Raw genomic sequence first — 23,188 nt, 5'->3', positions numbered from 1 at the left:
GGATTACGTTCCGCCGGAGCTACGAACTCATTTCCGGGCCTAGTCAAGCCCTTGGGAGACTGATCATCCTTACGGCCTCGTACAAAGTCCTGAGGATGTCTGTAATCCCAATCGTCAGGACATACAACTTTACCATCCCAAGTCAAACGAGAGTCTTTGTTACGGACAGCAGAGCCACACAGGTCGCAGATGTTCCAGTGGTTGTTGACTTCAAATCCGGGTGATTTTGTTTTCTGGCCCCTAGCATTTTTTCTAGAAACACGAGGCTCTTTGAAATGTTTCTTCATAGGGGAGACTCACTCATAAATAAATCTACATCTCGCCGTATAGGCGAAGGGTTCCAGTAAGACCGTCCGTAGGGTGCGTGTTGGCTCGTACGCGAATTCGTGTCACCGGACTAGTTACCGAGGAGGTCGTTACCGTGCGCCAGCCGACCATAACATCTCCCGCAACTTCTTCATATGAGGTAGTGGAGTCCCAGGTCTTAGTTAGGTCGTCAGTATAACTCTCTAACACCGCCCGAAAAGAGGCGCGGCCAGCGGGGGCGGTATTCCCCGGAACGCCCCCACTATTGGGTGCCGCAGCCTCGGGTGTGGCGAGCGTACCGTTAACTAGGCGCAGCCCTTGGTAAAAATAAGAAGACGTAGTGGTGTCTTCATTCAACAAAAGCTGCACTGTCGCGGTTGTGGCGGATACACTACCTCTTAGAGTCCCTTCTAATATAAGTCTAGAGTAGGTTTGTGGGATGTTCGTAAAGTCAAACTCACCAGCAGACTCTTGAGTTATAGTGCTGATCAGAACCTTGGTGCCACCGACTCCGCCGCCATATGTAGTGGTAGTTCCCATATCAACAGTGCTCCTTCGCTTCGTATAGCGTGGTAACCGTTGGTGAGGTGCCTCCCGTCAGAGTATCTAGATCAACTCGCACGTACCGTACCGGTTTATCTACGACATGGAACATAGCACTCTGATTCGAAATCTCTTCGGCAGTTGCAGAATGCTCCGCCAAGTCTTCCCACTCACCTTCTTCTGGATTAAGCAAGGAGCCCTGCAGCTTAATAGTCACTGCTGTGGGAGCCCCTGTCCACGTGGCATGGACTGTGTGCTCGTCTGGGATCATACGCAATGTTACAGGCTCTGATGCACCAGTAGCAGATACGGCATCTAACATTTTCCAAGCCATGTTTAAAATTCCTCGATTAAAAAGGGGCCGTAGCCCCTAGTATTACTCACCGTCGTGAATAACCTTGATCTTCCAAGTGCCGGAAGCAAGGTCAACTGTTGCGGTCGATTCATTCTGGATGCGAACCTCTACTGTGTCAGCAGCGGATACGTAACCAGTTACCGTAAGGTCTTGCAGATCGTACGGAGCAGCAACCATAACAAAGTCGCCCAGTGCAGCACCGGTTACGGTGAAGCTCAGAGTCTCACCAGCACCATCGACTAGCGATACGGGGTCTTTTGTTGCGGAGGCGTTCAGTACCTTCAGGGCAAAGATATTCTCTGCACCGAAGCCGCCACGATCCGTAGGATCAGTAGACTTACGAAAGTTTGTAAATGTTTCTACGGCCATTTAAGTCTCCTCATTGGATACGGGGGCCGAAGCCCCCAATATCATTAAGCACCTGCGGAGCCGTAAATTGCACGCCAGTCAGTCCAGCCGAAGCTGTAACGCTCAGACGCCTTGAACTTAGCGTTCTCAGTGTCGAAGTCGTTGTCAATGGCGAATTCCATCTTCCGACGTTGGAAGTGTTTCAGACCATCAGACTTCAGGTTAGTGCGGATGAACCACGCATCGGTGTCGGTCAGGTAGTGGTTAACTACGATGCCGCCGGGGAATTTACCCATGTGGTACAGAGCGTTCACATCGTTGTTAGCAGTACCAACACGTTGTGGAGTCTTCAGAATACGCTCTGCCTCGAAAGCGAGGTCTACGGGGATAATCAGTTTATCCGGGCGCAGGGCGATCTTCAAACCACGGTCGTTAGTCCACTTAGCGATGTCGATGCAAGCCTGCTCCAAGGAAGCCTCAGACAGATCAGCAGCTACAGCCAGAGTGTTTGACTGAGTACCACCAGCAAAGTTCGGGTGAGCTGAGTTAATCAGCGATACACCGTCACCACCAGTGTAAGATGCGTTGAATGCACGGTTGTACACGTTAGCACCCACGATCTCTTTGGTTTGACGCATAGAGAAGGCGAGGCCTTGTGCTCGACGCTGACCAACTACATCGTAGAGGTCGTCTTCGAAAGCTTCACGAGTAACGATGAAGCCTAGAGCATATACAACGTGCGAGTAGCGCGTCAGGAATGCTTGGCTTTCATCATCATACGAAATGGCTTGACCTTCCGGCTTGGACTGTGCCAGACCGAAAGAGGTAACGCCCATATCTTCTTCATACGCACGGCTAGAGCTGTGTGTCTCGAAGAGATGAACCCACTCCGGGGAGTACTCGTTGTAAGCCTTACCGTACCAAGAGTTGACGCCGGGGTACAGCGCCTTGGCAAAGCTATTACTAGAAATAGTCATCTAGTTACTCCTTAGATGGTGTTAGTAGTAGTGTTGAACTTCACCAAGTAGCGAGCATTCGCCAGAGTGGTGTCGTTATCCGGGGTAGTTACGAACTCAACAACTTTAACGTCGTTGTTAACGGCAGTTGTGATTTCGCAGGTAGACTTACCAGTGGTTTGGCTACCATGAGCTTCAGCAGCGTCAGTGGTGATGTCTGCGTTAGCACCAATTGCGAGGTCGAGGTCTGAGTCAGACTGGACTTCGAAGATGGCAGCTTCAGCAGGGATTACACCAACAACTACGCCGGTAGCGTCAGTCAGGGCACCATACCGTTGGGTCAAGTCATCCGGGTTGTAATAGCCTGTAGGGGTGTCGGTTACAAAAGAACCGTCCTTACCAACTGCTACAGCTACACCCAGGATGGTATCACCGGAATTAGCCGGTACTACTTTACCAGATGAAAGGGCTACGGGATCACCGATATAGATGTCGCCGTGGTTGTTAGTTGTGTCTGCACTTCGATCTGCAGCTTCGTAGAAACGAATAAGGCTCGTCCACGGAGCGCCGATCAGAGACTTCGCAACTCGAAAACCATTAGGGCGGTCAACGTTCGCCATAGGTTTTTTCTCCTAATTTAATCGCGAGATAATTTAATGGAACCATAAACAGCCTCCATATCCTCCTTCAGGGAATCGGGTTTACGGAGAGCTTCCTCAGTAGAATCAACTACCTGAGCCTTGGCTTCTTGATCTTCCAGATGGTACTCCATCGGAAGTCGCATAAGGTACAAGTAATTTCCTTCCTTGTCGGCAGGCTGTCGAACGATAGTACCTACGTTCTCACTCTTGAAGACGTGAGTTTGGCCAACGGTTACTTCGTCAGACGGGATGAATTCATACCCACCTTGAATGAATCGAATGATATTACCCCCGTTTTCGTGGTCGTCTTTAACCCACCGGGCGTAAAACTTTTCTCTATGCTCCGGGTCTTTAAAATGAACCGTAAGCTTGTCTCTAAAACCCCCTACTGGGATGCGTTGGGGCCGTTCAGGCCGTTTTGCTCTAGTCGAACGCTCTGTGCGCGCTTGTGTTGCCATTAGGCTATTCTCCAATTAGTATTCTAGTTCACCAAGTTCATCCAACTGCTTAGCGTATTCTTCTTCGCTAGCAATTGCGCCTGATCGTACAAAGGTCTGTGCAACCTTTTTCTGCATCGGGCTAAGATACTTGGCCAGTGATTTTTTATTACCTTGTCCAGCTCTGGAACGAGTTTGGGGTTCTGCTACTGAGCCACGAGGGGATTGTTGCTCCTCCTCGAACTTGTGCGGCATTTCCTTCATTACGATACGCTTAGCCTTTTCAAGTAGGGCTGAAGGATCGTTTTCCAGATCGGGGTCTTTTTGTACCAGTTGCTGAATTGCGCCGTTGGTCATACCCTGCAACAGAGGGTCTTTGGTGTACCAATCGTTCTTGGTCAACCAAACTTCAACCTCAGGATCAACTGAGTTTTGGGTAGCGTCTTCCTTAGGAGGGGCTTCTTTGTTGTCACCCTTGGAGAGATCGACGGACTTGAGTTCGTCCATACGCTCATCAATCTCTTCCAGAGCTTCGAAGTCGTTATCCTCAAAGGCTTCCTTCTTGGCCTTGCGGAGTTCTGCAAGTGCCTTCTTGCGCTCGTTTTCAGCAATCTTACGGTTATGTTCCCCGAGTTCCCGGAGAGCAGTCTTCATTTCGTCAATTTCACTTTTAAAGTTGTTTATGACTTTTGACTGCTTCTTGATGCGGCCCATCAATTCGCCGCGAAACACAAACTCTTTAGCTTCTACCCAATCTTTAGGGTCACCGTTCCACTCTTCCAGAGGAACCCAACCTTCCTCCCGAGCTGCAGCTTCGACCTCATCAGGTTCATCCTGAATAGGCTTCTGTTCTACAACGGGTTCGAGTTCCAGTTTGTCTGGATCAATCACCGCATGTTGTTCTTCGGTGCGGTCTTTTAATTCTTGGAGTTGTTTTGCATCTAATGACATGTTAGCTCTCTTTGATCGTAGCTATGATGTCCTCATCGTTGAGGATAACATACTCTTCCTCGGTGATGGGGTCTTCTATGAACTTACCAGCGTATTGAGAATACAACACACGATCACCTACTTCACACCAAGGTGTCGGGTCTTCTGCAAAGCCTTTATAGGCAAGACTGCCCATAGCTACTACAGTACCCCTCACATTAGATGCTTTGGCGATACGTTTGTCTTCGATAATCTCAAAGCCGGGTATTTCTTTAACCTCCGTGCTCACGGGGTCGGGCTTTACCAATATTCGGTAGCCCTTTGGGAAGATGTTTACCATCTTACTCCTCTTCTTGTGGTTTCATATCATGAATGAGTTCTATAACATCATTAATGGCTTGCGCCATACCCCGAGCTTTAGCTTGGGCTTGGGCTGTTCCATCTACTGAATCGGATTCGCTGTACGCACCAGCTATCCAAAAACTCAGTATCCCTGAAATGTCAGCATCCAAGCTGTAGAGCAATGCTTTAGTGCATGGGTGCTCACGCCAAGCTCGGTATTCATCGGGCGCTATGCCTGATCGAATTTGTTCAGATTTCTCTGCATACCTGATGGGATCAATCTTATCCCGCAGATGGCCCCACAGGGGTAGCCGATCCGCCTTCTCCGGTTTGGCCACTCTGGCCTCCTTGTTCTGCTTGCATTACTGCTATCGTGTCTTTCACGAAGCTACTGTATGTTTGTAGCTGTGTACCTTCTTCTAGAGACTCTGCCTTGGCTACCTTCTCCAATGCTGTGAAGAATGAGTCGTAGGTGGCTCGAATCTCTTTGACTTTCTCAAGTTCAAACTCAAGTTGTTCTGGTGATGGGCCTTGTGGCGGCAAGGTCATAAGGGCATCAATGTCCTCATGCTGCTCAGCCTCAAGTGCTCGGCGCAATGCTTCCTCACGGTTAATGGGGAATCCTGCAGCAACCTTCTCCAGAAGGGCTTGAGATTTAACGATTCGTTGTGCTTCCGAAACCATATGTGGATCGGACTCAGGAACAATGTCGAGGCTATCGGATTCGAAATCATCTCGTCCTGCCATCGCATTTTCCAGTCTAAGTTGTTGCTCAACAGCCTCCAATTCTTCGGGGCTGGCTTCCATCTCAATAGCTTGCATTTCCTGAGGTATCGTATTATCCAAGAATGCTTGATACTCTTCTTCGTCCAAATGCAGGTGATTGAGTTTGTACAGTTTCTTGTATTCCTTAGCCAGCGCCCTGTGCAGGCGACGGTGGATGCTAGAGAATACTTTCAGACCTTGTTCCAGCACAGCCATAGTAGTTGTGGCTGCTTGGTTCTGACCTGGGTTCTCGCCCATCATCATATCGGAGACAGAGCTGATACGCTCGCCGCTATTGATGAGCAGGCTGAGTAGATTGAATAGTGCGGATGATGGTTCCTTAACTGGTAAGGGAACAATCGAGTTTTTCATTTCCCCAGCAGGTGCGTTAGCTATCTTCCACTCACCGGGTTTAAATCTAGTAGCACCACCCTTGATCTTCAACCCCCGTGCCAAGAAACCACCCTGCATATTAGAGAGTGTGCCGGCATCAATAAGTTGGTTGATTAGGGTGTTGATTGCTTCGTTAGTTGGGCCAAGTAGTGTACCGAAACCAAGACCGTATACGGCACTGTTTGGGTCAGGTAGGAGGATGAACGGAGTAAAAAAGTCCATTGGGGTGATCTTGCTGACCTTACCCTTGGCGTTATACCGAACATCACCAGCCGACCAACGGGCCACTATGCGAAGTACTTTTTCGGAATCAGAGTCGATAGTTACAATATACGGCTCTTTGTAGCCATCCTCATCGAGATCAAGCCAACAGTGGCTCTCATATACTCGACGTAGCTCACCGTCGTCAGTGGGTGGGTGAGACAAACCTACGATCTCGTCCCGTAACTCATCGGGCACTTTGTAGGTGGCTTCAGTCAGGTCTATGTCAAGAAACAGACCCTCCCGTTGCATCTCTACGACTTCGTTATCGTCCATGTAGAGAATGTGTGTCAATCGTGCCCGGTCGTAGGACTGTGCGTTATAGTTAACCACTAAGTCCTTGGGCAGAACCAACACGGATCGTGCTCGTCCCAGATTATCTGAGAAGTAGGTCTTCTTATAACAAAGACCAATCATGGGGAGTACGAACAACAGACGATCCATCTCGTCCATCCATTCGTCCATCTCCTCCATGACTTGGTAGCTCATGTATCGTCGAACCCTGGAAGCTCGCGCCAGCTTCTCTCCTGTAGGGTCGGAGCCATGAACCTTGGCAAGTACCGGCTGACTTGAGTTAATCAGTCCGGGCAGTGCTCGGGCATGAAACTGCATACAAGCAGTTGTCATTAGGGGATACTTGACGTTGGACGCATTCTGCCAAGGGTAGGATTTAGTCTCCCTTACCTGCGCTGCCAACTTCATCCACTCGCCTTGGGAGTCCATCCAACTGGCTCGGGATTCTTCGTCACCCTCTATCAAATTCAACAAGTCTTGAGCGATCTCGTCGAGGGTGCTGTCGTCAAGCTCTTCCGCAATATTATCTGTTTGATGAGCTTTCTTTATATCGTATGCCATGTATTAGTATCCGGTCACTGAGGAAGCACCCATTTCAAGGAATGAGTAGCTCTCTTCGAATTCGTCTTCATACTCCTCGTCAGCAAGTTCTTCAGCAGTCGGAGCGTCGGTTATTTTGTCAAGGCCCAATGCTATCCAGGCGAACGCATCGACCTGATCCATGTAGGCTCCACGAGGAAACTGTAGCAGCTCCTGTTGGAAGTCAGGGAACCAGTCCGCCGATACATCGAACTCTACACCACCTGCTCTCATCCGAGCCTGCATACCCCGAGCACGTTTGATTTTATCCTGCTGCGGAGGCATCTGTTCGACGGTGAAGTACTGGTTACGCATCTCCATCTCCCGATACAAGACTGGCCCCAAGGTTCGGGCTATGTTCTCTTGTTCGAGAAAGAATATCTCAGGTTTCCACCGAGAGTTGAGATCAAACATGTGATTTAGGATTTCAAGGGAGTCTCCACGGAAACGTACAACGTCCCGTACTCTGAGCTTGCCTGTAGAGGTAACACCTACTACCACAAACACAGAGAATGCCCTTTGGCGCCTCTGCGAGATAGCCAAGTCACCAGCTATGTAGTATTGCTCGGGTACACCGTCCTCGTCAATGTGCAAGAAGTCCTGCTTACGGAAGTAAGCGTTCTCTTCATCGAGTGGATAGTTCAAGTATTCCTGGGCATAACCTTCAGGAAACCCCTGAGCGACATAAGACTGGCGAATAGATTGAAGCTTTTCTTTAGGGTGTTGTTCCGGCCACAGTATCTCGGAGAAGTCCTCGTTGTGTGCTCGGTAACGAACCGATAACCACGCCGGGTCGTTTTGACCCCAACCAAACTGCTTCAGTGGCTCCCTAATAACGTCTTCCCTAGTAAGGTGGGGCATTACCCGCTCTAGAAGGGAATCGAGATGAAGAATTGTACCGACAACCCTAACACGGCAGTTTTTTGAACCACAAGGTAACAAAGCATTGTAGAACCACCTCCGGAATTTGTCTCGACGCTCCTCGTTCATTACGATTTCGTCGTTTTCAAGATCGTCCCCAATTATTAGATCGGGGCGGCGGTTGCGCCATTTCAGACCCCGAAGCTTCTGCTCGGAACCCTTGGCGATAATTCGGAACTCATGTCCGTCTGAGCATCGGACGACTACCTCGGTCTCACGATCCCTTACGAACCGCTCAATATCAAAGGCTTGGCGAAGCATCTCATTTTCGAGTAGCTCCGTCTTAATGTCTCGTAGGAAGTCTGCTGCCTGCCCTTCAGTGTCAGACACAATCAGAACGTGCTGTGCTCGCCGGAAACATACGTTGGCGAGGGTGAAGGCATGTGTTACTGCAGTAGACTTTGCGTGACCCCGTGGGGCTGCTGCCGCTACGTGGGGGTGGTCAAGACACATTAGACCCCACAACTCTACGTGGAGGTCGGGTGTTTCAACTGGGTTGTCGAAGTTGCTCATTAGGAAGGCTGTTGTAAACCCGTGTATTAGGTCAGCCGTCAGAGTTACCTGTTCGCTCATCTGCTAGAATCTTCTTTAAGGGTTCTCTAAAGCGAGTCAAATCAATTCGAGATTCGTAGGACTTCTTCCCGATCTTTATGGAGAAGATGTAGTCTGTTCCTTCTACCCGGTCTTCGAACTGGATCGTACTCAGTAGTTTCTCAATCATGGCTTATTCTTCTTTCCGTTACGGACGTATGTAGCCACACACACTCCGGTAGTAATCAAGCAGCAGGCTGTGGCTACGGATGAATGATTAGCTCCCAACCACCCCCATATACCACCCAACCATGTCAGGGCGGCCATAGCTGCTATTACGAGGGGACTAGCTGTGTTTGGGTCTGCAGGGGTCATTTGTTGCTCCACATCCTCAGCCCTCCGAATGCTTCCGGGCGTCTTTAAGTAGACCACAACCCATGATGAAAGCCATAGCCAAGTAATAGACCAAACCAGCGGTAGTGTTGGGATCAATTTGGAACACTTCACTGCCGACCACCGTACCTGCTGTTGCCGCCGTAGTTCCTGCAACGGACGACGTGGATTTCAAGTTTTTGATGGAGGCTACGGCCCCAATCAGCGAAGGTAGGGCTTTAAGTAAATTCCCCATATCAGTAACCTCTTGTTTTGACACTTTTCTTCGGCTTACTGCCTTGTCCTTTGTTTTTCTTATTCTGCGGTAGAGACCCATTTGATTTCATCGCTTTATCCTGTATGAGTTGGCATGTGGGGTGGGAATCGAACCCCCTCGGCAAGGTTTTGGAGACCAGCCCGATACCATATCTGCCCCAGCATATAAGTAGCCCTCCGGGGTGCGCTCGCCGACAAGGTTAAGTCGTGGGCCAAGCCGACGTGAAGCGTGGAGGGCATTGTTTAAATGTTTTTAAGCATCTCTCGACGCTTTTGGATAGCTGATTTGGTCTTCTTTACGCCCTTGTAATCAACCTTCTTCTTAGCTCGTTTATCAGCTTTAGCTTTTTTATTTGGCATTGTTAACTCCGTTTTGATCTACGCCCGCCTTTGGCTCGGGCTGCTTTTGACACAAGACTTGCTCCATGAGAGCGATTAGCATGGCGTGATTGGACTTTAGTGTTCGAAACAGATTTAGAACCCCCATTCTTGAGGGCTTTCTTATGCCCAACGTCCTTTCCATCGCCCTTTGAGACCTTCCCAGCCCGTTCTGCAGTTCGTCGAGCTTTGTTACGCGCAGCGCGGTTTTTCTTTTGTTCGGGCTTGGCGTGGAAGTCACGATACTCCTTCTTATAGTTCCGTTTACGAGCCGTCGGCATCTTCAAACTCCGGTTTTTGCGTGGAGACTACGTTTTGCTCCTTCGCTTTGTTAATTGTTTCCAGAAGACGCTTCTCAACGTTCTTCAGGTTATCCTCTGGGGAGGCTTGCTTCTTGATGGAGGTTGGATCACCACGTAGGAGGGATCGCTTATCGAATAGCATGGAGGCTGCTACAACCAACTCCTTACCACTCATGGGAACCCGGTGGAGGTTACCCTTGTTATCCATCTTGTAGTCCCCTTTCTCCACTCTATCCCGAATCTCGTCTACGACATCGTGGATAATGGTGGTGAACTGGGCATCTAGCTCGTCTTGTTTGATGGCTCTGGCCTTTGCCATTACCATATCCCACCAAGGAGCTGAAGCTTTCCATTTACGGATGGTGGACGCCTTTAACCCCGTCTTACGCTCTACTTTCTTAGCGTTGCCCCCAAGGGCTAGGTAGTACATAACCGCTTGGATCTTTTGCTCTGGAGTGTATTTGTCCGTACCTCGACCATAAACCAAGTCTTTGGGGTCTATGTCAAGGGATTCGATGGTGTATTCGATGTCTGTGTTTTCAGAGGAGATTGTGATCTTACCATCATCATCACGATCTACCTTAATGGATTCTTTACCCTTCATTCTAATCTTTCTCTTTTAAAAGATGTCCATATACCGAAGCTAACCTTGTCTTCAGGTTGTCGTTCTTCACTTCCAACCCTCACCTTCGTAGTCCTCTCGCCCCCAAGGCAGAGAGGCCTTACCTTCGGATACTTACCGCTATTCACATCCTCGTTCTTCTCTTCGGATGTTCATACCTTAATTCTTATCCTTCGTATAAGAATAATAAGTATACTCTATTAGACAACAAAAAAGGGAAAAAGTTCCCTAAATAGAAGATTAAATTTCGTTAATGTTAGTAATCTCCAGAATTCCATAGAAAATATGGTGTAAAACACCCCCCTCCCTTCCGTTTGGGGACTCCAGTACGGGGTATATCCCCTCCACATTCGATAGAAATAGTCAACACACGTTGGTTGCCTCACCTAATTGCCTCGTGCCTCGCCTAAAAATCGTGTGGGAGGGATTCACTCTCGGCCAATAGTTGGAATTCCTGACCCCCAAAGGAGGGAATAGTCTTGGATTGGACGAAGTGAGGGTGGGTAAAATTAAATATAGTTGTAATGGTGCCCCATATTCCTCCAAATCTCGACATCCCCAACCTTCGGACATCCCAAAAAATGAAAATTTGTGCAATCGTTTCATTGACAGTACCCTCCGCGTGTGGGCCTGCCACCATTTTTGCCCCCCACCCCCCTCCATTGAATGCAAATGATAATGATTCGCATTTCCACTACCATTTCCAGGCTGTCCAGGATGCAAGGATTGTGCCAGTTAACTATTCAGCCAGGTTATGGTGGGTATTCACCCAATGAACCACTCCCCCCAAACACTGTACACACGTCCAGGCTGTACACATATCCAGTAACCACGCGGCCTGTAGCAACATCCATGCCAACTATACCCTACATTACATTATTGTCACACTTATAGTCACGCCCTGGAGTTGGCACACCTATTGCCGAAGGGTAGCCAGGTGACAGGATTTGTCACAAAAACGACCAACATTGTCACTCATGCAAGGAGTAGGCCAATAGTGCAAGGGATTTCAGAGTGCGTGTAAGTCATTGATTTCAAAGGGAAATAAAAATATTCGTTCACCTGGTCAAAGGTTGGCACGCCGACTGCATTACTAGGGGCAAGTGAACCGAAAGGGAGGCAGTAGCCACCTATGAACAGGACAGTATTACCGCCGGGTATGGCCAAGGGCATTGATCGCCCTCGGTCAGCACACGGCAAGGCGCGAAGCCCAAAGGGGCGATACCAAGCGCCAATCAAGCGGAAGCATACCTATGAAGGATGGCTTGCAAGTCTGACTAAATAGGTGTAAAGTACGCACCGTATTCCGTAGTAGCCTCTAGGATGGTGGCGAAACGGCGGGTTGCCCGATACCCGATAAAGCGCAAGCCGGTGGCATGGCAAGGCGTACCAGCAATGGTAATGGGGGACTAGGTAAGGGGCGGTTAGTCACACCGCGTCGAATCCTACCGAACGGGGAGTACTGTGTATTTATACAGTATAGCCAGTTAGGCGACATTCCCAAGTAGGCGAACAGGGGCGAAAGTGTGCCCTTGTTGCGTGAACCTTGACTATTACCCGTATAAGACCGGCATACAGCGTGCTATTAGCTTAACGGCCACGGTCACATAATCTTGACTTAACGCAACACTTCCCGCACATAAGCCCCTGATAAAATTACAGTATGCAAATAATAGCCCGTTTCGACGGGCTTTTGTGTGCATATTGCACAACGTAGGCGGCAAGTGTGCCGATAACCTAAACTATTGAAATTAAAGGTGATTATTATGGCTAAGAAAGTGGAACAAAAGCAGGAAATTAAAGTGAACGTCTCGCTGGATAAAATCCGCGAAGCGGTCAAGGATGTTGCAGGCGTGAACAAGCTGGTAGACACTGCAATTACTGATCAGAAAAAGGCTTATGGTAGTATTGCACGTGCTATGATTGCCACGGTATGCCATGCCCACATCCACGGTGACGTACGTCCGATGACACGACTCATTACAGACACGGCAAATTATGCAGGACGCCGTAACGCGATGATCGGCTTCTGTGAAAAGCATGGCCCCATTTCTTGGGATTCAGCGAACAAGAAAGTACGCTACCGCAAGGCGCGTGCCTTGGCTGACTTTATGGATAATGTTGGTGAAGATAGCCCATTGTTGGCAATGCTGGAAGATGCGCCAAACTGGAAAGCATATTCCCCTGAGCCAGAATACAAGCCATTCAATGCCCTTGAGCAATTCGAGAAATTTGCCAAGCGAGTAGTCAACAAGGCAGAAAACGCGACCAAAAAGGATAACATCCCCGAAAGTCTGCTGAATGACCTTGTGATACTGGCAAAACGCCACGGCCTTGAGCTGGAATTGCCCACCGACGACTCTAAAGAGCTGGCGACTAAGCAAGTGAGTGCGGCTAAGCAGGATGCGGCTGTAGCGGTAGCTAAGGCGTCCAAGAAAGCCCCTGCCACGGCTAAGACTAAGGCAGCATAAATAACAAAGTAGTGTGCATAACCCTAGCGCCTTCGTTAGCAATAGCGAGGGCGTTTTATTATGTCCACCAACCACAACGAAGGAAAAGCAAGATGGATATTGTAAAGAAGCAAAACCAAGACCTGTGGGTAACTCTATCCGACCGATTCAAGGCCAATGAGTTGAATCCCGGTGATGTGTTGGAATGTCGCAACCTCGGGATTGATTGTAAGCGCGAGGAGTTTTATGTAATGGTAGTGGATGGTGCCACTATGTATTCTGTTGTCGTGCTCCATAATGGCTTTGTGCGGGATGTTGAAGGGCTGCTGTGGTACTCGCGACCAGTAAAATCAGCGCAGCTTGTTATTGAGAGTGAGTAAGTAATAGCCCCTTGCGAGGGGCTTTTGCGTACCCATTCAGGTCTCGAATGTGGTTATGGTGCCCCGCCTGGAATTCCAGGTTCGGGGCTTTTTTTCGTCCAGAGGAAATGAGTTATGAAACAATTGAGTACACAAACACTGCTTATGATGCAGTCTGATTTGCGCGCTATTCGTATGTGTGATGTAGAAGAATTGCGCCAGTTGAGTGATGCTTTCCAATTGTTGCGGCGTGTTGAGAGCGAGCTGCGCCGTCGAGACGTAATTAAATAACTCCTATCATCATTCGGTGGGGTGGGTATGCAGGAAATCACTTACAAATACTTCTGCATTCTAGGCGGGTCTGGTAATCCTAGATGCATGAAGCGGCTTTTAATCAACGGCAATTATGCCTATTACTTGAGGGTAGTGTGATGTACAACTTAGGTCATCATGGCGCTAGTATCGCCAAACAAGAGCAACATGAAATCATCGCGGATGAGGTAGAGAAGTTTCTATCTCGTGGCGGTCGTGTTGATGTGTGCGAGCCTATGCGTGTGCAACAACGTACACGACGACGAAAGTCTAAGAGTGTTGATGTGGGCAAGCGAGCACACAAGAACTGGCAACGTGAAGTAAAACGTATGTTCGCCGAAGGTTTTTAACTGTACTTTGTAAAGGAGAAGTACCTATGCGTATCGAAAAGAAAAGCACCACCCGGGAAAACAACGAGGCTCTGGAGCTGTTGATGTCTGCCGGGCGTTTTGCCTTGTCTGATGTTGTCGCCAAAATGGAACGCGACGGCGTAGGTCGTAAGGTTCGTGCTGAAAAGCTACCTCGTGTTCCCAACAAGCGCACAAAGCCTACCAAGGCTGAGCGCATCCTAGCTGCGCGGCAAGCTAAGTATCATGCTGATGTGGCTGCATCCAAAACGGGTGGGCGTGAGTTCACCAAGCCCGGCTCACTCAACTACCACTGAGGTGTTGTGTAGTTCTATGAAGTAATCAAATAATAGCCCCTTGCGGGGGGCTTTTATGTGGTTACTGTGAGGAGAAAACCGTGTGCATACATCGAGAGTATTGGGAGCAGGAGCGGTTACACTGTCTCGATAGATTGGAGCGAGAGCGCGGCACATCTCTGCGCTCACTGCGGCTGCAAGAGCAAATCCGAGATAGGCTCGTACTGGCGGAATCTATGCTGGAGCTGTATGAGTCTCTTAAATCCAAACCTTTACAGAAGGAGTTAAACCTATGACCAAGAAAGAAATGAAGCTCCTATCATCATTTGCGCGGCGAATCTACGGCCCAATTGAAACCACGAGTGATATAGTGGGTTTGGTTTTTGCTGTAGGCGTTGCATTACTTCCATTCATCACAGTAGTTCTAATACTATACTGAGGTTATTATGTCTACACATCTAGTTTTCAGAGACTTCATCCAACATGGTACGAGGCTATCGGCATCCTTCGGATGCTTCGCTGACCCATCAATTCGAAGTATTTATAAAAGTCTATTATCAGTTACATCCTCGGCTCCGTTCGTTACGCCGTACATCGGCCTAGACTTGTGGGCTGGGTTTGATGGTTGCAAGAAGCCTCGGCGCATACGTACCTATGTAAAGGAAGTCTCCACTATACTCGGTGATGTGGGGTACTGGGTGGAGGATGACCGTTATGTGTGGGTGCGTACAGATGTCGCTGCATGTTGGGCATTGTGGATTCTTCGTACATTCCGAACTGGCATTGAAAATGAAGAGACTTACGAAAACTACTTGAGTTTACGAAAGGCGGAGCTAACTCCCGTACATGCACTACTGCTGTGCCAAGAACTGGCCTACTCTGAGAAGAGGGACAGATTCGAGTGTAACTGGTCGGCGGCGGAACACGCCCCCCATTTGGGCATGGATTGGGGAACTGAGTACCCAAGCCCCGTGGACTTGAAGCAAAGCCTAGTAGAGCTGTCTGCCCCACACACCATAGGCACTGCCCTACAGAGTACTGACTGGTATACTATTATGAGACGCTGTGAGCAATTGGAATTTCGGTACGGTAGCACTGATGTAGATGAAGATGGTTGGGATTTTTACGAGTGCGGGATTACTCCGCATTATCTTTCCTCTCTCAGTAAAAAATCAGCTCACAAACTTCTTCAATACACAAAATAACGGAGGTATTTGGTGTTAGTACTCACAATAGAATACGGCAACGAGCATGGTGTATTGTTCTCCCGTAATGGACATACAGTACACAACCTCAACCACATTAACCAACACAAACCACGGGTAGATCACTACGATCTTATCTTGTTGGTGGGTGGTACTGATGTAGACCCTGCACTGTATGGTGAGGAGCCACACCCCAAAACATATGCTACACCAGATCAAGATGCTCTTGTGTGGCGTGTGTTAGATGCCAGTACTGCTGCCGGCATTCCGGTGGTTGGTATCTGTAAGGGTGCCCAACAGCTCTGTGTTTACGATGGTGGTAAGCTACGTCAGCATGTGGTGGGGCACGAAGGTTCACATGCAATCATAGATGAGGAAACGGGTGTCATTATGCACACTCGTGGTAATCATCACCAAATGATGCACGTAACTGGCTGTGCTTCTGCAAAGGTGCTTGCTTTTGCTGATGGGGTGAAGTCAGGTTATATACTAGACCCCGAAGTCGTATACTTCGAGAAGCTAAATGCTCTCGGGTTTCAATACCATCCGGAATGGATGGATGAGCAATCGGAAGGTGTTAAGTATTTCTACAACACCATCAAAAAATATCTAAACCTGGAGGTTTAAATGAAGCGGTTCATTCTTCCCTACAAACAACTGAGTAAGTCAGCCAAAGATTTAGCTGTCGCAGTTGGGGGTAAGGTCATTAGACTTGACCCAACGCGCTCAAAGTTTAAGGCAGCAACCAACAAACTTGTCGTCAATTGGGGCAGCTCTACACTGTCGGAGCATGTGGTAGGAACTCCTATCATCAATGCGCCGGAACATGTAGACCTTGCTGCTGACAAGTACACAGCACTTGAAGCTATGGGCTGTGCTGGTGTTCGCATTCCTGATTACACAATTAGTAAGGAGACTGCGCATGAATGGATTAAGGATGGCAGTGTTGTACTTTGTCGCACTGTTCTTAGGGGCAACTCTGGTGCTGGTATTGTCATTGCCACTTGTCCCGAGGAGCTGGTTACTGCCCCCCTGTACACCCGATACATCAAAAAGAAAGATGAGTTTCGAGTGCATGTGTTCAACGGAAACGTCATCCACATTCAACAAAAGAAACGAAAGCTGGATGTGCCCGACGACCAAGTTGACTGGAAAATCCGGAACCACAAGAATGGATTTGTATTTGCACAGGAGGACGTCACCGCCCCCGATGATGTGGTAGCCCAAGCCGTCAAAGCTGTAGATAGTCTACATCTCCACTTTGGTGCTGTGGATGTCATCTGGAATGAGCATTTGGGTGAGGCTTACGTGTTGGAGGTGAACACAGCGCCGGGCCTTGAGGGCACCACCCTGGAAAAGTACAAACAAGCTATATTGGAGATTTGCCATGTTTGACATAGGTGATGAAATCGTACTTTGTAACTGTGATGACGACGACCTTAGAAACTTCGGATGTCACGAGAACATCATGGTTGGGGGTATTTATGAAATAACCTCGATTAATGAGGAGGAAGGAACCTGCCATCTAAATGTGGAGCATAGTGGTAATGTTATGATGGATTGGTGTGGGTTGTTGGGTGGTGTAAAACCAGCAAAAGTTAAATCAATTATTGATGATGACTCGATATACGAGTAGAGGAGAAATGGTATGGTAACAATCGGACACGATGGCGAGTTCTTTCTCGTCCGCGATGGTGTTGTTATTCCATCACAAGATATTATTCCGGGCACCAAGTCGATGCCTTATCAGATGAGTAAGGGGATGTTGCATCGGGATAACGCAATGGGTGAGTTTGGTACACCCCCAACCTCAAATGAGGATGAGTTCGTACAGCAAATCATCGACGCTAAGGATGAAATCCAGAAAGTGTTGGACACTATCGGTGTCGAGATGTTGTTTAAACCTCACCACATCTTTGAGCCACACCAGTTGATGCACCCGGAGGTTCTCACCTTTGGTTGTGAGCCTGACTTTGACTGTTATACTCGCACCATTGGTAAGGCACCAGATGCTACTACTGTGGGTGGATTGCGTAGTGCTGGTGGCCACATTCACTTCGGATTCAAGGTTGAGCGCAGCGATGATCTTGAAAATACTATACTGGCCTTTGAGCAGTTGGTCGGATTGTATTCTGTAATTCACGACGACGACACAAAGCGTCGGGAGTTGTATGGTCAGGCGGGCCGCCACCGACCCAAGCCCTACGGCGGTGAGTATCGCGTGTCCAGTAACTTCTGGTACAACTCAGAAGATCATATGCGCCAGATGTTTCGCCGAGGCACTGCGGCTGTGAACCATCGTCGTGAGTTGGCTGAGAATATGGAAGTGGAGTCAGTACGCAACGCTGTAATGACGGCAATCAATACCAGTGATGCCCCACTTGCACAACAACTTGTTGAAGATTTGCACTTAGAGGAGTATGTAAATGCCGCTTAGTTACAATGATCTCTCACTAAAGGATGCTAGGCAGTGGTTCAATGACTGTGTAGTTATTAAAGGCTCCGAGCTTTTTTATGTGGCAGGGATTGGAGAGTCGGCTGATGTTGGGCTTGAGGAGAATCCCAAAGGGGATAAGTATGCAGCCCACCTGACACAAGGCTCTGCCGAAGGCGCGTGGTTCCCACTTTCAGATATAGCACCATACTGGCCACAGGAGCGGCTGATTAACGTGGGCCGGGAAGCCTTATTCCTAAAACGCACTGCCGACCGGCAATGGTCGCGCTCTTTGCGTAGGACTAATGCAAGCCTGCAAACCCTTCACTCCGCTGCCGAGCGTAAGGTGTTGGCTTTGTCTCATATGAATTTTGGAGAAGAACGGGTTCTAAAAGGATTGTCTAGGTTGGACTATCCGAGCTACTCGGAAGCTTTGGAGAAAGTTATGAGTGGTGAGGTTTGGGGTGTGGCCTTCTCTCCCAACTACGCCATAGTTTCTCACGCAGGGTGTGCTGAGCCAACACTGCATTACAAAGAGTGGGCGGTAGGTACTGCATCTCCTCGTGGAGTTTTACTGGAGTCCGTTGCGTATTTCCTTGCGGACGAGCTATCTCAATTTGTTCCCACATTGGAGGTGAAGTGATGAATGAACCCATCAAATTTGGGGCGGTGGTAGGAAAATTACCAGACCGGCGGGCTATAGTCGAAACTCCCTCACTAGTTCTATCTAACTGCTACGTAGGGATTGAGTTGGAGTTTGAGGATGTACCCCAACCGGAAAACTTTGAGGACATTCTTTACTTCTGGAAGTACGATGTTGATGACTCATTGCGTGGAGACTACCCAACAGAGCTTATCCTGCGCCACCCATTAGCTGGGGTGGATGTCATTACAGCACTGGAGCAGATTAGTAGTGCTGTGTCCAGCGGGGAAATGGAAACGCCGACCATCAATGAGCGCACCTCAACTCATGTACACATTGATGTGCGAGACTTGTCAGGCAAACAGCTCCTCAGGTTTTTGCTCCTATCATTCATGTGCGAAGAGTTCCTTCAGAACTTCTGTGCCGACTACCGCAGAAACAACTTGTACTGCATACCTGCATACAATTGTGGTGATCTGCGTGACCGAGCTAGCTGCTCTATACCAGTCACCGGGGATTTATCTGACGACTTCTTACCACACGCACTTCATAGTGTAGCTTCTCGGTATCGTAAATACTCCGGTATAAACTTTAGGACTGCGGCCAGCTACGGCAGCCTAGAGTTCCGGCACCTAGAGGCAACCTACGACAAGGACAGGTTGTTGTTGTGGATTAACCTACTCCAAAGCCTGAAGAAGTTTGCAATGCTCAACGAAATTCCTCTGGAGCGATTCCCTGAAACTATATCCAACTCCGGCCCTATGGGCTTTATTCGTGAGATATTTGGTGAGCTATATGAGCCACTGATGTCAGCAACACCAGAAGATGTGCGGATAGCAACTCTGTACCGTGGTCTGAGGACTGCTCAGGAAGTTGTGTACGGACATGCCTTGGACATCGCCCACCACCGAGTAGTTTCCGGCGAGGTGTTAAATCCACAATGGGTTGAGGATTTTGGTGAGACTAAAACTCGTCGAGCTAGCCAATCTATGGTGGCTAGCATTGGTGGAGTACAGCGAAGCTATATTAAAAACTTCTTAGGATTAGAAGTTGATGATGTGGAGGAGGAGCCTTCACCATTCATGAACCCGAAGGCTACCGTCCCTTCCAGCCTCCACTTCGACTTAGAAGTGCCGTCTGAATTATCTTACGAACAAGGAGAGTAAATTATATGTGTGGACATATCGGTACAGCAAATCTGGCACTCACTAGCCCAGTGGGTAGAAAGAAATTCTTTATGCAGGGGCTTTATGTAGATGCTCTCCGTGGATTTGATTCCACTGGAGTAGCTTTGGTGGACAACACCAAGCCCTCAGACGTAGTGACTTACAAACGAGCCATTCCCGCATCGGATTTTGTATATGCTCGTCAAACAGTGAAGCTTATGGATTGCTTCTACAAGTGGGATGTTGCAATAGGCCACAACCGGGCAGCAACTATAGGGCGAGTCATGGACGACTTCGCACACCCGTTTACTCACGGCGATATAACGCTGGCGCACAACGGAACATTAGCCACCAACACCAACTTGGATGGTAGCTTCGAGGTGGACTCCGAGGAGATTGTGTACACCATGAGTCAGACCTCGGAGAAGGAAACTCTGGAGCGCATCAATGGTGCATACGCTCTGGTGTGGTATGATGCTGGTAAACATACCGTAAACTTTGCTCGAAACGCTGAGCGGGATTTTGCTTACACTGTTTCCACGGATGGTAAGCAACTCTATTGGGCATCAGAGTCTGGTATGCTTGAGTGGTTGCTGCATCGGAATCATATCAAGCACGGGGATATTTACGAGACTACTCCGGGCATGTGGTTGTCGTTTGATATGACTGCTGCCACGTTCCCCGAAAAACCAGAGGATTGTACCTATACCGAGTTTGAGGTATACGAACCAAAAAAGCGATGGGGCAGTCCTGCGGCTGGTGCCGGACTGTCGGGGGGTGCCAATACCCAACATACTGCCACTGGTAAACCTAGTACAGACTCCCCAGCAGTCATTGAGTCTCGTAAGGTTGTTGGAGCTGAGCGTGGTGATTATGTTGCTATCTTAGTGAGTCATAACGACATCACCAAGAATACAGCAGGCAGCTACAACATCATCGGCGCTCCCACCATGTTGAGCTTCACGAAGAACGGCGAGGAACGGAAGCCTACGGCCAACGTCTACAGCATAGATGAGAAGCTGGTGTCTCAGTGGATTGATGAGTACACTGATCCCGAGACTGCCTCAGTCAGCAACTTCATTCTGTATGGCCTGATTCAAGGCATCGGGTACAACAACTCCCGTAAACCCGGCAACCTTCGGTACTACCTTGACCCATCATCACTATTTGATGTAGTATCTTGTAAGGAATACCTAGAGCAACCAGAGAGGTACTCATGGGTAACTCCTATCATGGGCAACAACCTAGCTCCCGGAGAGGAGGACGATCTTAATGATGACATCCCGTTTGAGAAAGATGACGACGAAGGTAACATAAGTTACTACCCCGGCCCAGATAAATCTGTCCTGCGAGCTGAGGAGATGAAGGAACTACTCAAGGATGGGTGTGCTGGCTGTGGCCTAGACCTTGAGCCGGAGGACTTTAACGAGGGAAAGTTCCTGTGGCAGTCTGGGTATCCAATCTGCTACAACTGTTTCGACGACAAAAGTAACAACATCATCTACCTTCCACACAACGAGAGGTAACTACTCATGTATAAGCTGGACGACACACAAGACAACACAAACAAACAGCACCTAACCGAGGTTAGTCAATTATCCCCCCTTCGGTGGTTTGCCGTTTCCCCAACAGCTAGAAACGAATTCAAGCGCCGATCACCCTCCTTCAAGTGCCGTGATTACTTGAATGATGTAGTGACTGCGAACAACACAGGACAGACGATCTCGGAGTACGGTTATATCGCTGAACCTGGAACATGTATAGCTAGGAACGGTGATTTTGTCGTGGGCATTACGTTCTCAGTAGACCAAGAACACTACGTCGAGCTTCTACGTAAACGCATCAAGGACTTCTTCAACCCTATGGAGTCGCGGTTTGGTCTTAAACAAACCAAAATCCACAACACTGACGTGGCTGGACACTACATATTGAGGACTGATAAGTTCTGGCGAAGTGCTGGGTACGTAGTCAGCACATATACTGCGTATATTCGCATGTTGACGTATATTCCCGAAGATATTCCAAAAGTCACTAGTCTACAACATCTGCATAAAATAGTTCTGGCGAAGGCCTCAGGAACAACAGAGTGCTCCTTGGTGGGGGAGTACTTAGTGGATCAGGGACTATTCCAAGAAGGCACATTGTTGGCCCTAATGTTGACTGCTAAGTCATTTACTCCACCCAAACTTCCGTGGAATACCAAAACCTTCGAGGTCGTCAATGGTAAGCTTAGGAGTAAACACGAAGTGCCCGGAACTGGTTTCTATAACGGAACGCAGGTTCCCCTATTCTCCGTAGACCTATCGCAGGTACATAATTGGGGAATTAAGTCTGTTTTTGCAGGCACCTTTACCGTCCAAGCGTGGGTCGAGGATTTAAAACTTCGTGCCTACGTCCTACAAAGGACGTCACATAGCAAGTTTATGGAATTCTATTCCCATGATAATCACGACAACGCTTTCGCTATGGCAGCATAAGGAGATTTAACATGAGTACATTAGTAGGTGTTTACGGCACCCTCCGTAAGGGTTTTGGGTTACACAGTATCCTAGAGGAGTCAGAGTTCATCGGAGAATATTCTCCACAGGTTCCATACCGGATGGTGAATGTGGGCTACTACCCAGCCCTACTACCAACCGAGGAGAACAACCCCATCACCTTCGAGGTGTATGAGGTGGATGATTCTACCCTCCACCGCCTGGATTTGGCAGAAGGTGTACCCACTCTATACCACCGCCAAGTGGTTGATATTGAAGGACTTTCTGTTAACATCTACATCTTCACAGATGTTGAGTGGGGAGAGGGACTCGAACCGATCCCTAGTGGGAATTTCAAATCCTTTCTGGAAGCTGTCTAAACCATTAATTTATTGTAATGGAACTATTTGATGATTTTGTTGTCAAATACAGTCTTTAATACTTATTGAACAAACAAGACAAAACATAGTTGTTAAGAATGTTTTGGATTGGTTGTGAGATTAGTATTACCCGACAGTGTAACTAAGGTGCTGACTATACCTCAGCGCCTTGGTTGCGCTTCGGTATTATAAAGGAGTATTTATATAATGAGTAAATATATTGATGTGATGGATTGTGAAACCGAATCCCTCGATGTCCTAGAGCACACTGAAACATGTCCAGATTGCGGAGCATTAGTAACTGACGGCGGTGTTGAGTTCTGTCTTGGAGATTCCACCAACTGCTCCAACGATCAAACCGATGAGTACTCCATGTACTCCCACAACCCGCTAAATTTCAACGATTGAAGGAGTTGGGAGGATGAAATTGAATCTTGAGGATGAGCAAAAACGTCTAGCCATGTATGAGAAATGGCGCAAGGCGCAACGCATAAACTATCCAGAGTTGTTGCAGCAGCGCAAACTCGTCACCGCCCTAGAGCAGCTAGAGCAGGCGCGGGAGGCTTT

The 23,188-nt window shown here is 48.5% G+C and carries 28 protein-coding genes; 15 read left to right on the top strand and 13 right to left on the bottom strand.

Translation table 11 applies throughout. From position 1 onward, the window contains the following. Nucleotides 1-312: 312 nt before the first annotated feature. The 13 genes from ABYP33_RS04155 to ABYP33_RS04095 form a co-directional block, all read right to left on the bottom strand. On the bottom strand, nt 313-846 hold the full coding sequence (locus ABYP33_RS04155; protein ID WP_373088687.1) for a hypothetical protein: 534 nt from the start codon (nt 844-846) through the stop codon (nt 313-315). Between the two features lies 1 nt (nt 847). Beyond that, the gene (locus tag ABYP33_RS04150; RefSeq protein ID WP_373088685.1) at nt 848-1,183 is read right to left on the bottom strand and encodes a hypothetical protein; all 336 of its coding nucleotides are present in this window, start codon (nt 1,181-1,183) and stop codon (nt 848-850) included. 42 nt (nt 1,184-1,225) lie between these two features. Beyond that, on the bottom strand, nt 1,226-1,573 hold the full coding sequence (locus tag ABYP33_RS04145; protein WP_373088683.1) for a hypothetical protein: 348 nt from the start codon (nt 1,571-1,573) through the stop codon (nt 1,226-1,228). Nucleotides 1,574-1,617: 44 nt separating this feature from the next. Then, a complete protein-coding gene (locus ABYP33_RS04140) occupies nt 1,618-2,529 on the bottom strand; it encodes a Mu-like prophage major head subunit gpT family protein (RefSeq protein WP_373088681.1) in 912 nt (303 codons plus the stop codon). An 11-nt stretch (nt 2,530-2,540) separates the two neighbouring features. Further along, entirely contained in the window at nt 2,541-3,128 is a 588-nt protein-coding gene (locus tag ABYP33_RS04135; RefSeq protein ID WP_373088678.1) for a hypothetical protein, read from the bottom strand. Nucleotides 3,129-3,145: 17 nt separating this feature from the next. Next, entirely contained in the window at nt 3,146-3,607 is a 462-nt protein-coding gene (locus ABYP33_RS04130; protein WP_373088676.1) for a hypothetical protein, read from the bottom strand. Nucleotides 3,608-3,622: 15 nt separating this feature from the next. Then, complete coding sequence (locus ABYP33_RS04125; RefSeq protein ID WP_373088674.1) at nt 3,623-4,537, bottom strand: hypothetical protein; 915 nt, start codon at nt 4,535-4,537, stop codon at nt 3,623-3,625. Between the two features lies 1 nt (nt 4,538). Beyond that, nucleotides 4,539-4,856 (bottom strand): co-chaperone GroES family protein, encoded by a 318-nt coding sequence (locus tag ABYP33_RS04120; RefSeq protein WP_373088672.1) that lies wholly within the window; start codon nt 4,854-4,856, stop codon nt 4,539-4,541. Nucleotide 4,857: 1 nt separating this feature from the next. Continuing rightward, nucleotides 4,858-5,196, bottom strand: a complete 339-nt coding sequence (locus tag ABYP33_RS04115; RefSeq protein ID WP_373088670.1) for a hypothetical protein — start codon at nt 5,194-5,196, stop codon at nt 4,858-4,860. Next, complete coding sequence (locus ABYP33_RS04110; RefSeq protein ID WP_373088668.1) at nt 5,141-7,132, bottom strand: hypothetical protein; 1,992 nt, start codon at nt 7,130-7,132, stop codon at nt 5,141-5,143. The genes ABYP33_RS04115 and ABYP33_RS04110 overlap by 56 nt, the downstream gene beginning before the upstream one ends. Nucleotides 7,133-7,135: 3 nt before the next feature. Beyond that, nucleotides 7,136-8,644 carry a phage terminase large subunit gene (terL, locus tag ABYP33_RS04105; RefSeq protein WP_373088665.1) on the bottom strand — a complete coding sequence of 503 codons (1,509 nt, stop codon included), beginning with the start codon at nt 8,642-8,644 and terminating at the stop codon, nt 7,136-7,138. A gap of 349 nt (nt 8,645-8,993) precedes the next feature. Then, a complete protein-coding gene (locus ABYP33_RS04100; protein WP_373088663.1) occupies nt 8,994-9,311 on the bottom strand; it encodes a hypothetical protein in 318 nt (105 codons plus the stop codon). 581 nt (nt 9,312-9,892) lie between these two features. Next, the gene (locus ABYP33_RS04095; protein ID WP_373088660.1) at nt 9,893-10,534 is read right to left on the bottom strand and encodes a transposase; all 642 of its coding nucleotides are present in this window, start codon (nt 10,532-10,534) and stop codon (nt 9,893-9,895) included. Between the two features lie 1,784 nt (nt 10,535-12,318). Here ABYP33_RS04095 and ABYP33_RS04090 point away from each other — a divergent pair. From ABYP33_RS04090 to ABYP33_RS04020, 15 genes are all read left to right on the top strand, one after another. Continuing rightward, nucleotides 12,319-13,023, top strand: coding sequence for a hypothetical protein (locus ABYP33_RS04090; protein ID WP_373088658.1), 705 nt, complete (start codon nt 12,319-12,321; stop codon nt 13,021-13,023). Nucleotides 13,024-13,115: 92 nt separating this feature from the next. Continuing rightward, nucleotides 13,116-13,382 (top strand): hypothetical protein, encoded by a 267-nt coding sequence (locus ABYP33_RS04085; protein ID WP_373088655.1) that lies wholly within the window; start codon nt 13,116-13,118, stop codon nt 13,380-13,382. A 114-nt stretch (nt 13,383-13,496) separates the two neighbouring features. Further along, nucleotides 13,497-13,652, top strand: a complete 156-nt coding sequence (locus tag ABYP33_RS04080; protein ID WP_373088653.1) for a hypothetical protein — start codon at nt 13,497-13,499, stop codon at nt 13,650-13,652. A gap of 83 nt (nt 13,653-13,735) precedes the next feature. Continuing rightward, entirely contained in the window at nt 13,736-14,023 is a 288-nt protein-coding gene (locus tag ABYP33_RS04075) for a hypothetical protein (protein ID WP_373088651.1), read from the top strand. 26 nt (nt 14,024-14,049) lie between these two features. Further along, the gene (locus tag ABYP33_RS04070) at nt 14,050-14,337 is read left to right on the top strand and encodes a hypothetical protein (RefSeq protein ID WP_373088648.1); all 288 of its coding nucleotides are present in this window, start codon (nt 14,050-14,052) and stop codon (nt 14,335-14,337) included. Nucleotides 14,338-15,533: 1,196 nt separating this feature from the next. Next, a complete protein-coding gene (locus tag ABYP33_RS04065; RefSeq protein ID WP_373088645.1) occupies nt 15,534-16,148 on the top strand; it encodes a gamma-glutamyl-gamma-aminobutyrate hydrolase family protein in 615 nt (204 codons plus the stop codon). Further along, nucleotides 16,149-16,916 (top strand): RimK family alpha-L-glutamate ligase, encoded by a 768-nt coding sequence (locus ABYP33_RS04060; protein WP_373088643.1) that lies wholly within the window; start codon nt 16,149-16,151, stop codon nt 16,914-16,916. Next, a complete protein-coding gene (locus ABYP33_RS04055; protein WP_373088640.1) occupies nt 16,909-17,157 on the top strand; it encodes a hypothetical protein in 249 nt (82 codons plus the stop codon). The genes ABYP33_RS04060 and ABYP33_RS04055 overlap by 8 nt, the downstream gene beginning before the upstream one ends. A gap of 12 nt (nt 17,158-17,169) precedes the next feature. Further along, the gene (locus ABYP33_RS04050; RefSeq protein ID WP_373088638.1) at nt 17,170-17,958 is read left to right on the top strand and encodes a hypothetical protein; all 789 of its coding nucleotides are present in this window, start codon (nt 17,170-17,172) and stop codon (nt 17,956-17,958) included. Further along, nucleotides 17,948-18,598 (top strand): hypothetical protein, encoded by a 651-nt coding sequence (locus ABYP33_RS04045; protein ID WP_373088636.1) that lies wholly within the window; start codon nt 17,948-17,950, stop codon nt 18,596-18,598. Before ABYP33_RS04050 ends, ABYP33_RS04045 begins: the two co-directional genes overlap by 11 nt. Further along, on the top strand, nt 18,598-19,764 hold the full coding sequence (locus ABYP33_RS04040) for an amidoligase family protein (protein ID WP_373088634.1): 1,167 nt from the start codon (nt 18,598-18,600) through the stop codon (nt 19,762-19,764). Before ABYP33_RS04045 ends, ABYP33_RS04040 begins: the two co-directional genes overlap by 1 nt. A gap of 5 nt (nt 19,765-19,769) precedes the next feature. Next, complete coding sequence (locus ABYP33_RS04035) at nt 19,770-21,290, top strand: hypothetical protein (RefSeq protein WP_373088631.1); 1,521 nt, start codon at nt 19,770-19,772, stop codon at nt 21,288-21,290. A 6-nt stretch (nt 21,291-21,296) separates the two neighbouring features. Beyond that, nucleotides 21,297-22,241, top strand: a complete 945-nt coding sequence (locus ABYP33_RS04030; RefSeq protein ID WP_373088628.1) for a hypothetical protein — start codon at nt 21,297-21,299, stop codon at nt 22,239-22,241. Nucleotides 22,242-22,252: 11 nt separating this feature from the next. Beyond that, entirely contained in the window at nt 22,253-22,621 is a 369-nt protein-coding gene (locus ABYP33_RS04025) for a gamma-glutamylcyclotransferase (protein WP_373088626.1), read from the top strand. A gap of 207 nt (nt 22,622-22,828) precedes the next feature. Next, nucleotides 22,829-23,029 (top strand): hypothetical protein, encoded by a 201-nt coding sequence (locus tag ABYP33_RS04020; protein WP_373088623.1) that lies wholly within the window; start codon nt 22,829-22,831, stop codon nt 23,027-23,029. The last annotated feature ends 159 nt before the right edge of the window (nt 23,030-23,188 follow it).

Source organism: Zhongshania sp. (genome assembly GCF_041584495.1).
Classification (GTDB): domain Bacteria; phylum Pseudomonadota; class Gammaproteobacteria; order Pseudomonadales; family Spongiibacteraceae; genus Spongiibacter.
This window is presented reverse-complemented; position numbering and strand designations above follow the sequence as displayed.

Excerpts from the sequence above, each read along its gene's own strand:
- ABYP33_RS04155 (WP_373088687.1), bottom strand. The coding sequence starts at position 846 with ATGGGAACTACCACTACATATGGCGGCGGAGTCGGTGGCACCAAGGTT.
- ABYP33_RS04150 (WP_373088685.1), bottom strand. The coding sequence starts at position 1,183 with ATGGCTTGGAAAATGTTAGATGCCGTATCTGCTACTGGTGCATCAGAG.
- ABYP33_RS04145 (WP_373088683.1), bottom strand. The coding sequence starts at position 1,573 with ATGGCCGTAGAAACATTTACAAACTTTCGTAAGTCTACTGATCCTACG.
- ABYP33_RS04140 (WP_373088681.1), bottom strand. The coding sequence starts at position 2,529 with ATGACTATTTCTAGTAATAGCTTTGCCAAGGCGCTGTACCCCGGCGTC.
- ABYP33_RS04135 (WP_373088678.1), bottom strand. The coding sequence starts at position 3,128 with ATGGCGAACGTTGACCGCCCTAATGGTTTTCGAGTTGCGAAGTCTCTG.
- ABYP33_RS04130 (WP_373088676.1), bottom strand. The coding sequence starts at position 3,607 with ATGGCAACACAAGCGCGCACAGAGCGTTCGACTAGAGCAAAACGGCCT.
- ABYP33_RS04125 (WP_373088674.1), bottom strand. The coding sequence starts at position 4,537 with ATGTCATTAGATGCAAAACAACTCCAAGAATTAAAAGACCGCACCGAA.
- ABYP33_RS04120 (WP_373088672.1), bottom strand. The coding sequence starts at position 4,856 with ATGGTAAACATCTTCCCAAAGGGCTACCGAATATTGGTAAAGCCCGAC.
- ABYP33_RS04110 (WP_373088668.1), bottom strand. The coding sequence starts at position 7,132 with ATGGCATACGATATAAAGAAAGCTCATCAAACAGATAATATTGCGGAA.
- terL (WP_373088665.1), bottom strand. The coding sequence starts at position 8,644 with ATGAGCGAACAGGTAACTCTGACGGCTGACCTAATACACGGGTTTACA.
- ABYP33_RS04100 (WP_373088663.1), bottom strand. The coding sequence starts at position 9,311 with ATGGGTCTCTACCGCAGAATAAGAAAAACAAAGGACAAGGCAGTAAGC.
- ABYP33_RS04095 (WP_373088660.1), bottom strand. The coding sequence starts at position 10,534 with ATGAAGGGTAAAGAATCCATTAAGGTAGATCGTGATGATGATGGTAAG.
- ABYP33_RS04090 (WP_373088658.1), top strand. The coding sequence starts at position 12,319 with ATGGCTAAGAAAGTGGAACAAAAGCAGGAAATTAAAGTGAACGTCTCG.
- ABYP33_RS04085 (WP_373088655.1), top strand. The coding sequence starts at position 13,116 with ATGGATATTGTAAAGAAGCAAAACCAAGACCTGTGGGTAACTCTATCC.
- ABYP33_RS04080 (WP_373088653.1), top strand. The coding sequence starts at position 13,497 with ATGAAACAATTGAGTACACAAACACTGCTTATGATGCAGTCTGATTTG.
- ABYP33_RS04075 (WP_373088651.1), top strand. The coding sequence starts at position 13,736 with ATGCATGAAGCGGCTTTTAATCAACGGCAATTATGCCTATTACTTGAG.
- ABYP33_RS04070 (WP_373088648.1), top strand. The coding sequence starts at position 14,050 with ATGCGTATCGAAAAGAAAAGCACCACCCGGGAAAACAACGAGGCTCTG.
- ABYP33_RS04060 (WP_373088643.1), top strand. The coding sequence starts at position 16,149 with ATGAAGCGGTTCATTCTTCCCTACAAACAACTGAGTAAGTCAGCCAAA.
- ABYP33_RS04055 (WP_373088640.1), top strand. The coding sequence starts at position 16,909 with ATGTTTGACATAGGTGATGAAATCGTACTTTGTAACTGTGATGACGAC.
- ABYP33_RS04050 (WP_373088638.1), top strand. The coding sequence starts at position 17,170 with ATGGTAACAATCGGACACGATGGCGAGTTCTTTCTCGTCCGCGATGGT.
- ABYP33_RS04045 (WP_373088636.1), top strand. The coding sequence starts at position 17,948 with ATGCCGCTTAGTTACAATGATCTCTCACTAAAGGATGCTAGGCAGTGG.
- ABYP33_RS04040 (WP_373088634.1), top strand. The coding sequence starts at position 18,598 with ATGAATGAACCCATCAAATTTGGGGCGGTGGTAGGAAAATTACCAGAC.
- ABYP33_RS04035 (WP_373088631.1), top strand. The coding sequence starts at position 19,770 with ATGTGTGGACATATCGGTACAGCAAATCTGGCACTCACTAGCCCAGTG.
- ABYP33_RS04030 (WP_373088628.1), top strand. The coding sequence starts at position 21,297 with ATGTATAAGCTGGACGACACACAAGACAACACAAACAAACAGCACCTA.
- ABYP33_RS04025 (WP_373088626.1), top strand. The coding sequence starts at position 22,253 with ATGAGTACATTAGTAGGTGTTTACGGCACCCTCCGTAAGGGTTTTGGG.
- ABYP33_RS04020 (WP_373088623.1), top strand. The coding sequence starts at position 22,829 with ATGAGTAAATATATTGATGTGATGGATTGTGAAACCGAATCCCTCGAT.